The sequence below is a fragment of the Limnohabitans sp. TS-CS-82 genome, from assembly GCF_002943475.1.
Map to the genome: position 1 here is coordinate 158,543 of NZ_PTQX01000002.1, position 11,856 is coordinate 170,398.

At 51.6% G+C, this 11,856-nt stretch carries 5 protein-coding genes and 1 pseudogene; all 6 read left to right on the forward strand.

The genetic code is table 11. The features are described from left to right. Positions 1–279 precede the first annotated feature (279 nt). The 6 genes and pseudogenes from C5F52_RS05260 to C5F52_RS05280 all read left to right on the forward strand — a co-directional run bounded on the left by C5F52_RS05260 (position 280) and on the right by C5F52_RS05280 (position 11,756). Positions 280–1,824: a ShlB/FhaC/HecB family hemolysin secretion/activation protein gene (locus C5F52_RS05260; RefSeq protein ID WP_369951896.1), complete on the forward strand. Its 1,545-nt coding sequence runs from the start codon at positions 280–282 to the stop codon at positions 1,822–1,824. Between the two features lie 9 nt (positions 1,825–1,833). After that, complete coding sequence (locus C5F52_RS05265) at positions 1,834–2,400, forward strand: toxin-activating lysine-acyltransferase (RefSeq protein WP_104797298.1); 567 nt, start codon at positions 1,834–1,836, stop codon at positions 2,398–2,400. 66 nt (positions 2,401–2,466) lie between these two features. Continuing rightward, complete coding sequence (locus C5F52_RS05270) at positions 2,467–3,000, forward strand: porin family protein (RefSeq protein WP_161499654.1); 534 nt, start codon at positions 2,467–2,469, stop codon at positions 2,998–3,000. 84 nt (positions 3,001–3,084) lie between these two features. Next, a pseudogene (locus C5F52_RS30410) lies at positions 3,085–3,192 on the forward strand (ESPR-type extended signal peptide-containing protein); the annotation flags it as partial. Positions 3,193–3,288: 96 nt separating this feature from the next. Next, entirely contained in the window at positions 3,289–10,566 is a 7,278-nt protein-coding gene (locus C5F52_RS05275) for a hemagglutinin repeat-containing protein (RefSeq protein WP_236657742.1), read from the forward strand. A 758-nt stretch (positions 10,567–11,324) separates the two neighbouring features. Continuing rightward, a complete protein-coding gene (locus C5F52_RS05280) occupies positions 11,325–11,756 on the forward strand; it encodes a surface-adhesin E family protein (RefSeq protein WP_161499655.1) in 432 nt (143 codons plus the stop codon). Positions 11,757–11,856 lie beyond the last annotated feature (100 nt).

Consider the following 11,856-nt stretch of genomic DNA (forward strand, 5'->3'; position numbering starts at 1 on the left):
GATATTATGGGTAATAAATAGTTAATTTAAAGAATGACTTGCATGCTTCATTATTCAGCACAGCTCTTAGTACTAAGACGTGGACAACAAGTTGCGAGTCTAGTGACTGTCTTATGTTTGTCCATCAATGTCTCCGCCCAAATCACTTCCGCACAAGAGGGTGATCTTGGCATTCGTAACCTGCAAGAGTTGCAGAGACAGCAGCAACAAGACCAGCAATTGAGGCAGCAACTTGAGCGCACCTCAGATGTTCGACTGTCTGTCCCAGAAAAATCGACTTTGCAGACACTGCCCATCGAAACGCCTTGCTTTTCGATTCAGCGTCTTCAACTTCAAAACAGCTCGGGCGTACCGCTACCTGAGTTCGATTGGCTGCTTGAGCAACTCACTGCACTCGACGCGCCCGTCTTTATCGCGCAATGCGTTGGCGCACAAGGTGTAGCTTGGTTGATTGATCGGGCGCAGAAAGGTTTGGTAGATCGTGGTTTTGTCACCTCACGGGTTCTAGCCAGTCAGCAAGACATGAGCCAAGGCACTTTGGCGCTCACACTGATACCTGGACGCATACGTGCCATTCGACTTGCAGATCCTGTAGACCCACGCGTTAATTTGAGCAATGCCCTTCCTATGCAAGCGGGCGACATCCTCAACTTGCGTGACATTGAACAAGCCTTAGAAAATCTTAAGCGTGTGCCCACGGCGGAAGCCGATATTCAAATCGAGCCTGCACAAGGTGACGGTGCTCAGTTGGGGGACAGTGATTTGGTGGTTTCGTACCGTCAGCCTTTTCCCTTCAGGCTTACTGTCAATGCGGATGACAGCGGCACCAAAGCCACAGGTCGATACCAAGGCAGCGTGACCGTCAACTACGACAACGCACTCACCCTCAATGACTTGTTCTATGTCACCAACACCAATGGCATGGGCGGCGGTGACAGTGGACCAAGAGGAACGCATGCCAACACCATCCACTACTCAATGCCAATGGGGTACTGGACATTGGGGGCGACATCTAGCGCCAGTAGTTACTACCAAACTGTGGCCGGACTGAGCCAAAGTTACGTTTACCGAGGCACCAGCGAGAACAATGAGATCAAGCTCAACCGTTTGTTGATGCGCGATGGCAAGCAAAAACTCAATCTGGCAGTCCGTGCATTCCAGCGCAAAAGCAATAACTACATTGATGACACAGAAGTCAATGTGCAACGCCGTGTGGTGGGTGGTTGGGACAGCATACTCAATCACAAAGCCTTCATCCAAGATGCGACGCTTGAAAGCAACCTAACTTATAAGCGTGGTACAGGTGCATTCGGTTCAATCCCAGCGCCTGAAGAGGCTTTCAATGACGGGACTTCGCGTTTTGCCTTGGTCATTGCCGATGTCAATTTGACCTTGCCTTTCAAGGTGGTCGGGCCAAATAATGAAGTGCAGCGCATTCGCTACAACGGCTCTTGGCGCATTCAAAAAAACAGAACCCCACTGACGCAACAAGATCGTTTTGTCATTGGTGGTCGTTACACCGTACGTGGTTATGACGGTGAATCTGTATTGAGTGCGGAACGTGGCTGGTTCTGGCGCAACGACTTGAGCTTTACCTTGGGCGACAGCGGCCAAGAGTTTTATTTAGGCTTAGATACAGGGCAAGTAGGTGGCCCCAGTAGCGAACTGCTCGTCGCGAAAAGACTGACAGGTGCGGTATTGGGTTTACGTGGCTCAATTCAAAAACTGAATTACGATTTTTTCATTGGCGCACCTGTCAATAAACCCGATAACTTCAAAACATCAGGAAGCACAGCAGGTTTTAGCCTGAGTGCGAGTTTTTAAGAGCGCGCGATGCAGTACGGAAATTTAATCATTACCGCACCTGCGCTGAATGCGCCTGGACACAGTGAGGCCGAAATATTTGGCTCCATCGTGTGGCTTGCTATGCATGCAAACAATAAAAATCGCTTGCCCCTCCAAGAGTTATCACAGTGGTTGTTGCCAGCGCTAAGAACTCAGCAGTTCATTCTGGCAAGTGAAAACATAGATGGACAAATACGCCCTGTGGCCTACATGTCATGGGCGAATCTAACGGCTGAAATCGAAAGTCGCTATGTGGACAACCCCGACGAAGGCTTGAGCCCTCAAGAGTGGGCTGTCGGTGACCGCATGTGGGTAATCGACTGGATGACCCCGTTTGGACACAGCAAGGTATTTCGACGTGCTGTAGGTGCCGCACTCACAGGCTGCTGTTTTAAGTCCTTGTATCACCGCGGTGGTGACAGAGGTTTTCGTGTGATGCTTTTTCGAGGTGACCACGTCTCTCTTGTGCAAGCCAAACAGTGGTGGAAAAACCGCCCCATATTAGCCCGTAGGGCAACCCAACTCGAAGACGAAGTCAATCGAACTTCGTCTTAGGAGCGCATCGAAAACATCGGTGTGATTGCAACGTGGCAAATGTCACATTTACTTGAAAGACTAAAAATGAAAAATTCTAAACACGCATTGGTTGCACTGTTGGCAGCAGTGTCAGCAGTTACCGTTTCTGCTCAATCCATGGCTAATCAAGGCTACTACGGTGAGGTAGGTTATCTAGCGTTAAATCTGAAAAATGAAAACAACGGTTTTGACGCCACACCTAAGCTGGCACGATTTACTTTTGGTAAAGAGATTGATAAAAATTTATCAGTTGAAGGCAGTTATGCATTTACTGTTTCCAAAGATTCGTCTGTGGTTGGAGGTACAAATTACACGGCTAAAGCAACTGCATTCGGTGTTTCTTTAAAACCAAAAATTGAAATTGCCAAAGACGTTGAAGCTTTTGCTCGCATTGGCGCGACTCATTCCAAATATGAAGATGAAGCATCAAGTGTGTCCAAAACCAAGGTGTCCTACGGCATCGGCATGCAAGCTCAATTCACCAAAGATGTCTACGGCCAAGTAGATTACATGAACTATTACAAACAAGACGGTTTATCAGCCAAAGGCTTCACCGTCTCTGTGGGTACGCGCTTCTAATTTTGTAGGTGTTATCAATGGCGAACGAAATTTGTGTTCGCCATTGAATTGAGTTTGAGATATTGACAGCAAGGGGTTGACGCCATGAACAAGAATTTATTCCGAATCATTTTCAACAAACGACGTGGGCAGCTCATGGCTGCGGCAGAAACTTCATCCTCTCAGGGCAAAGGTTCTATAGGGGAATCTGTTGCCTCAGGTCATACAGCAATAGTAGACAATGCAACCGTCAGTATCAGTGCTCTCAGCTTTGCTGTGTTGTGTGCGCTAGGTGCGGTACTTTGGGCATTGCCTACAACCAACGCTCACGCGCAAGTGGTGGCTTACCGTAATGCGCCGGGCAATCAACAACCGACTGTTCTGCAAACCGCCAACGGTGTCCCTCAAGTGGACATTCAAACGCCCAGTGCCGCAGGCGTGTCACGCAACGTATACAGCCAGTTTGATGTGCAGAGCAATGGCGTCATCCTCAACAACAGCCGCACCAGCGTACAAACCCAACAAGGTGGTTGGGTACAGGGTAATCCGTGGTTAGCAACGGGCAGTGCCCGTGTCATTTTGAATGAGGTGAATTCATCCAATCCCAGTTACCTGAATGGATACGTGGAAGTCGCTGGGCAACGTGCCGAGGTAATCATTGCCAACCCCTCGGGCATCAGCGTGAATGGAGGTGGCTTTATCAACACCAGCAAAGCCACACTCACCACGGGTACACCTATCGTCAATGGCGGCAGCTTAGATGGCTACCGTGTGCAAGGTGGCAATATCAGCATCAATGACAACGGTTTAGACCTCAGTACCACAGACTACTCCGCAATTCTTGCCCGTGCTGTACAGGTCAACGCAGGCATTTGGGCGAATGAACTCAAGTTGGTCACAGGTGCCAACCAGATTGACGCTTCCAGCCTTGGAGCCAACACAACACCTGTCACAACCACCATTGCAGGCACAGGCGCATTACCCACTTTTGCGCTGGACGTGGCCCAAATTGGTGGCATGTACGCAGGCAAGATTCACCTCATCGGCACCGAGCAAGGCTTGGGCGTTCGCAGTGCGGGGACGATTGGCTCCACGGGTGGCGACTTGGTATTGCAAAACAATGGTTGGTTGACAACGACAGGCACACTGCAAGCCAGTGCGAATCTGCAAATCACCACACAAGGCAACATCACTAACAGTGGAGCAATCTACGCAAGTAACGATCAAACACTCAGCGCAACGGGCAGCGTCACTAACAGTGGCGTCATCGCAGCACAAGGCAACACCAGCATCACAGCCAACAGCCTGAGCAGCACCTCAGCAAGCGTTGTGGGTGCAGGCATTAAAACTGATGGAACAGTAGCCAGCAATGGAAATTTGAATGTCACCACAACCCAAAGCCTCACGGCCAATGGTCAAAACATAGCTGCAGGCAATATCACGCTCACAGGCAGCAGTGTTGACTTGTCTGGCAGCCAGACCAGTGCCAAAAACGCAGAAATTACAACATCTGGCAATCTAAACACCGCAAATGCCACAGTAGTTGCCAGCCAAACCCTGACTGTATCTTCTGCAGACTTCAATAATGCGGGAGGTACGTTAGCAGCAGGCCAAGCAGCGAATTTGCAAACTAATGCGTTGAACAACGATGCTGGCTTGATACAGGTAGGCGGTGATTTGGTCATCAACACCCACGACCAAACATTTACAAACACCAATGCCGCCAACTACACCAGCAGCAATGCGGCTCTCAACGGTAAAGGCGGCATTGCAGCTCAAGGCACGACCACGCTCAACACAGGTGACCTTAACAACGATGCAGGTTACATCGGTAGCAAAGGCGCGCTCACAGCAACCAGCGCCAACATCAGTAACCAAAACGGCCAAATTCAAGGGCTCGATCACCTCACCCTCACAGCACGTAACGGCGGCACCACAGGGTTGATCAACAACACCAGTGGCCTCATTCGCAGTGCAGCCACCGCAAGCTTGAATGCGGGTGAAGTCAACAACGGCAGCACCAGCGGAACTAACCAAGGCCTTGAAGGTCAAGATGTCAGCATTGCTACCGCCAAGCTCAACAACAACACCGGTGCCATTCGGGCCAACCATGACGTGTCTGTTACCAGTGCTGGCACGGCAGACAACACCTCGGGCCTCATCAGTGCAGGCAACGCGCTGACCTTGCAAGATGTGCAGGCTCAAGCCAGCCGAACACTGGCCATCACCAACACAGATGGCATGCTGATTGCCGACAAAACCCTTACAGTGGTCGCTAGTAGCTTGGGCGGTGATGGCAAAGTGCTCTCTAAAAACGATCTCAGTGTCACGCTCAATAACGATTTCGGCAACAGTGGGCAAGTCATTGCCAACCGCAACGCCACACTCACCACCAGCGGCAATGTGAGCAACAGCGGCAAACTGCAAGCAGGCAATACGCTCAACCTCACGGCCAACAACATTGACAACGCAGTAACAGGCGAGATATCGGCCAATACCACCCAAGTCAATGTCAGCAACACCTTGACCAACCGAGGCTTGATTGACGGTGTGGATATGCAAGTTAACGCGGGTACGGTGATCAACATCGGCACAGGACGCATCTATGGCGACCACCTCAGAATTGCAGCGGTTAACCTCACTAACGACACCGAAACCATTGCAGGGGTCACCAAAGCAGGCACGATTGCAGCGCGTGATCGTCTAGACCTTGGCATCAGCGGTGTATTGACCAACCGAGAGCATGCTCTTATTTACAGCGTTGGCGACATGGCAATTGGTGGAGCGTTAGACGCTAATCATCAAGCAACTGGATCTGCGACAACGTTAAATAACAACAGCGCAACGATTGAGGCAGGCCGTCACTTAAGCCTTTCTAGCGTCACGGTTAACAACACTAATGACCACTTTGCTTACGAAATCAGAGTGGCGACTACAGAGTTAGACGTTCGAGAAGATATCAATTCTGGTTTATATCGGGTGTTTACACGCACCACTTATTTGCCATATCAAACTGCCAGTGATCCTGCGCAAATTCTGGCAGGCGGTGACATCAAGCTGAATTCATCCAACGCCACCAACTATGCCAGTCACATTCTGGTTGGTGGTGCATTGAATATTGGTTCCTCTACGTTTGCAAATACAGACGTGATGGCCACCAAGAGCATTCGAGATGTTGGAACGACTTACACCCTGGTGCATGTGCCAGGCTCTGGTATTTGCGGAAAAATCTCAATCAACTGTGTTCATGCCCATGACGAATGGCAAACAGGCGCTTATGACAGCACTGCCAACAGCACAGTCTCCGTGGCGCAAGTCACTGCATCCAGCAATAGTGGCGTACAGGTGGGCGTGCGCACTCAAGCTGCAGTTTCGGGTAGTACCAGTGGCGCAGGGTCTGCCAATGCACGCAATGGGGCCGTGTCTCCGACGACACTACCCACAAGTAGTCTGTACAAGAACAACCCATCGCTCACGTCTGCTTATTTGATTGAAACAGACACCCGTTTCATTGATCGAAAACTTTGGCTAGGCAGCGACTACATGACGCAGAGCTTAAGCCTTGATCCCACAGTCACCCAAAAACGCTTGGGCGACGGTTTCTACGAACAAAAGCTCATCCGCGAGCAGGTGGCAGAGCTGACAGGCCGCCGCTTCTTGGCCGACTACACCAGTGACGAACAAGAGTACAAAGCGCTGATGACCAGCGCGATCACGTTCGGCCAGAAATACAACTTGCGCCCCGGCATTGCATTGACTGCTCAGCAAGTGGCCCAACTCACCAGCGATATCGTATGGCTTGTGGAGCAAACCGTCAGCCTGCCAGATGGTTCTAGCCAAAAGGTGCTTGTCCCGCAGGTGTATGTCAAAGTCCAACCCGGCGATTTAGACGGCAGCGGCGCATTGCTCGCAGGCAAAGACGTGAACATCAACCTGAGTGGTGATTTGACCAACAGCGGCACCATCGCAGGGCGAAACGTGGTTAGCCTCACTGCTGAAAACATCAACAACTTAGGCGGGCGCATTGGCGGCGACGATGTGAGTGTGGCCGCACGACAAGACCTCAACAACATTGGCGGCAACATAGGTGCAGTCAACAGTCTGAGTACGACCGCAGGGCGAGACTTGAATATTCAAACCACCACCCAGAGCACCAACATACAAGTTGGCTCAGCCAACTTCAGTCGAACAGGTGTTGACCGTGTGGCGGGTTTGTACGTCTCGGGAGCAAACGGCACATTGGTGGCCAGCGCTGGACGAGACTTGAATATCGTGGCAGGCGTAGTAGCAAATGTAGGCAGCGGTGCAACCAGTCTGAGCGCGGACAACAACTTCACCCTTGCGTCTGTCCAAACTGGCGAACAAAACAACATCACTTGGGATGCGGACAACCACTTGAACTACGGCAATACGCAAACCGTGGGCAGCACCATCAATGGTGGTGGCAATGTCAACCTCAAAGCAGGCAATGACCTCACAGCTTCAGCCGCCAACGTTCAGGCCACCAAAGCACTGGGCGTACAAGCTGCAGGCAGCGTCAACATCTTGGCCGGAGAGAACACCACCAACTTAGACGAAGCGCATAAAACATCGAGCGGCGGTGGTTTCTTGGGCGGGTCAACCTTGGTGACACGTAATGTCAGCAACACCAGCTCAGCAGTTGGTAGTAATTTTGGTGGTGGCACGGTAGACATAGCGGCCAAGACCAAGGACATCAATGTCAAAGGCTCTAATGTGGTGAGTGATAGCGGAACCACGCTCACAGCAGGTGGCAATGTCAACATTGAAGCAGCGCAGAACACCAGTCAGCAAAGCAACTACAGCCAAGAAACCAAGTCTGGCTTCAGTATTTCGAGTATTGGGACTAATCCAATCGGAGTGAGCTACAGCAAAACCAAACAAAGTGATGACAGCCAAAGCACCAGCACCACCGTAGCGGCCAGCACCGTGGGCAGCGTAGGCGGCAACCTCAACATCACCGCAGGCGATCAGTACAAGCAAGTGGGCAGCGATGTGCTCACACCAACGGGAGATATCAACATCACCGCCAAGACTGTAGATATTCAAGAAGCGCGCGAAACAAGCAAACAAAGCACGGAGCAAAAGTTTGAACAAACCAGCATTTCCGTTGGTTTAAAAGGCGGCATCATTGACAGCGTCCAAGCCACCACGCAAGCCGTGCAAGCTGCCAAAGACAGCAGTAGCAATCGCAACCGAAATCTTAATGCGCTCATCGCGTTCGGCAAAGGCTCTGACGCCTACGAACAAGGTAAAGTCACGCAGGACGCGTATGACAAAAATGGGGTGATGGGCAAACCAGGGGAGGATGGCAAAACTCAACCCGGTGCAGCCGCAGCCAGTGGCATCAAAGTCAGCGTAAGCATTGGCAGCTCTAGCAGCCAAAGCAACAGCACCACCACCAGCGATACAGGCGCAGGCTCTACCGTCAAAGCCGGTGGCAATGTAAACATCAAAGCCACAGGCCAAGGAGCAGACGAAGGCAACTTGACCATCCAAGGCAGCAATGTGTCTGCAGCCAAGGATGTGAACTTAAGCGCCACCCAAGACGTCAACATCCTCGCCAGCGCAGACACCGAGAGCAACCGCAACAGCAACAAAAGCAGCAGCACCAGCGTGGGCGTGAGTGTAGGCATTGGTCCAGGCGGCGCAGGCCTAAGCCTAGACATTGCTGCCAGTCGTGGCAAAGGCCAAGCCAACAGCGACAGCACCACGTACAACAACAGTCATGTGAGTGCAGGCAACACGGTCAACATCACCAGCGGTGCAAACACCAACCTCAAAGGCGGTAACGTCAAGGCAAACCAAGTCAAGGCAGAAGTGGGCGGTAATCTCAACCTAGAAAGCTTGCAGGACACAGCGACCAGCCAAGCCAGTCAAAAATCCACAGGCATAGCGCTGAGCATCCCCATCGTGGGTACGGGCGGCAGTGCGAGCTTCAGCCAGAGCAAACAAAACAGCAACAGCAACTACGCAAGCGTGAATGAGCAAAGCGGAATTAAGGCGGGGGAAGGTGGATTCACCATCAACGTGCAAGGCAACACCGACCTCAAAGGTGCCACGATTGTGGGCGGCAGCGATGCCAGTAAAAACACTCTGGCCACCAACACGCTGACAACAAGCGACATCAGCAACAGCATGAGCGCCAGTGCCAGCAGCAGTGGCGTGAGCGTGGGCACGAACATGATGGATGGCAAATACGCGATGGCCAAAGCCATAGCTGGCAATGCATTGAACAACGGCAGTGCCAACCAAAGTGATGCCAGTACAACGACCAGTGCGATCAGTGGGGCAACTGTGACAGTAGGTGGCAAGTCGACTGACACCAGCAAAACCGCATTAACGGATAGCAACGGCAAAGCGGTGGGCACAGACACAAGCAACACTAGCCGCGCACTTGCAAAGGCAGATGTGGCGGGGTTGCAGAAGTCGGCGCAGGAGCAGCAGGCTAGCAATATGTTGGCGTTTAATGCGGCAACGGCATTCACCGACGAAGCCTACCGAACCATGTACAAAGCGGGGGCACAAATGTACAGAGTGCCCCCTGGGTGCAGCGACAAGAGTTGTGCCGTTGCGCTGACAGAGCAAGAAGCTATGGCGCTTAAAACTTCGCCACAAGACGGCAAAGTTCACATCAGCAACAACGGCATTTATAACGACCTAGACGGCGCTGTGAAATACGCGCAACAAAACGGCGGCACCATGAACGAAGACGGCAGCAAAAACTACAGCAACAAGCCAGAGAACCAATACATCATCTTTGCACCTGTAGCGAATAATGCCTTGTCTGAGCTCATCATTGCGGGCGTGCAAAAAAGCGGCGCAACGCCCTACGTCGGGTTGACCAACGCAGAAGAGCAAACCGCCAAGATCGTGCAACAAACCGCGCAGCAAGGTAATGCCATAGTGATTGACAGCCATAGCAGAGGGACATTGACCACAGACAATGCTTTGCAGTCCATCAATAACCAAGGCGGTATGAAGGATGCGGCCGCCAACACCATCCAGCCCAAGATTGAGCTGAACAACTACGGCGGTGCGCAAAACAACGAAACGGGCAACCAGACGTTGCAGCAAGTTACAGGCAATGAAAATGCGCAGATCAATTCGGTGGTTCATCCGCGCGACCTAATTGGAAAAACGCCAGTGATCGTGGGTGGAAATCAAACAAATGATGCCTACGCGAGTGTGAGCGCAGATGGAACCAAGAGCGTTGTGACAGCGAAGCCCGATGAAGAGCGCGGGCCTATTGCAAATTTACTCAACACATTGTTTGGGACGGTTAGTCCGCATAATTGTTATGGGACGGCGGGCAAAGAGTGCCAATCACAGTGGAGCAATATTCCTGAGAGTAATTCACCCAAGATAACCAACCCAGACTACAAAGCGCCTGTCATGATTCCGCAATACCAACAGGTTGACAAACTTGCACCGCAAGTTCAACAGAGCAGTAATGAGCTGATGAATCAGTTGTTGCAGTCGTCGCCCGCAATCGCAACACCCATGACACCATCGCAGCAGTCAAATGACAAACTCGAAACTTTGAAGAACTTCAAACAGGAGCAATGAAATGAAATTGCTCTGTTTGATGCTGGCCGCCGCCAGTATGGCTAGCGCTTGTACGCCTCATGGGTTTAGGCCACCACCCTCGGATGAGGAAGCAATGACTAGTAAAAATCGTCCAGCTGTTGCCCAAGTGCGTCAGGCGTTGAATGAATGTGGTGATCTCCAACCCATAAAACGACAAGAAGGGGAATCATTAGATAACGCAAGAACGCGAGTCGTTGAATGCATGTTCCAAAAGGGGTTTTATTTCAAATCAGGATGGGGAGGCCCTTGCTCAGATCCAAGTTACCGAGCAGAGTTGCCCGCATGTCAAAACGCTCCTATTCGCGCACGTAACAACTACTACGGTCAATGAGTATGAAGCCCTTTTATTTGACACTGGTTGTAGCCAGTTCGGTTGCAGCGTGCGGACTGAGATCTCCTGGGCCATCAGATGAATATGCGTGGACAAATCGTAACCATGCAACACCTGAACAAGTGCGTCCCGAATTGTTGCAGTGTGGTAATCCGCCTGTGGTAGTCGCTCCATCAACTGAGCCAGCGATCAAACTTCAAAACCAAGTGCAAAAAGACAGCACCGCGCAGATGAATCAGCTATTGCGAAGTGATGTTCGTAAATGATGTGTGGCATTTCCCCAAGCCTCTAGGCATGTTTCATAATGCAGTTTGGCTTGCGCGCCAAAGCAGTGCGCTTTTTTGCTCAAGTTTTCTGTAGCCCCGCCGATACCCTAGGCAAGTCAGTTTTATCTTTGATACACATCATGCGCTCACGCCACCTTTCTGTTGTTGCTTTCGTGTTGACCAGCCTCTTGGCTTGGGCTGCGCCGGCTTCGGCCGAGTGGAGCGAATTGGTCAAGGAAGACGAAGCCACGTATTACTTCGACAAAGAAGCGGTCATGCCCGTGCACGTGTCCCGTTTTGCTTGGGTGCTGACCGATTTGCCCAAGGCTGAAAAAACCCCCACTGGCGAGAGCTACAAGTCGATGATGTTGCGCGTGCGCATGTATTGCAAGAACGACACGGTGGTGCGCCTGTCTGTGAGCTACTTTGACAAGCAAATGGGCAAGGGCAAAGAGGTGGCATCCGACGATGTGCACGAATGGCGTCCACGCGAATACCCGATTCGCCCCAACACTTATCTGGCCGCTTTGAAGAAAGAAGTCTGCGGCGGCTCTAAAGCTGCTTCGGGCTAAACCCCAGCTGACAACCCCTTGGATGCAAAAGCCCCTGCCGAATGGTTGGGGCTTTTTAACTTGTGAGTGGGCATCGCCCACGTGCCGTAATGTTGGGTCG

What these genes read in the sequence shown, in the direction of transcription:
- C5F52_RS05265 (WP_104797298.1), top strand. Translation starts at nt 1,834, where the DNA reads ATGCAGTACGGAAATTTAATCATTACCGCACCTGCGCTGAATGCGCCT.
- C5F52_RS05270 (WP_161499654.1), top strand. Translation starts at nt 2,467, where the DNA reads ATGAAAAATTCTAAACACGCATTGGTTGCACTGTTGGCAGCAGTGTCA.
- C5F52_RS05280 (WP_161499655.1), top strand. Translation starts at nt 11,325, where the DNA reads ATGCGCTCACGCCACCTTTCTGTTGTTGCTTTCGTGTTGACCAGCCTC.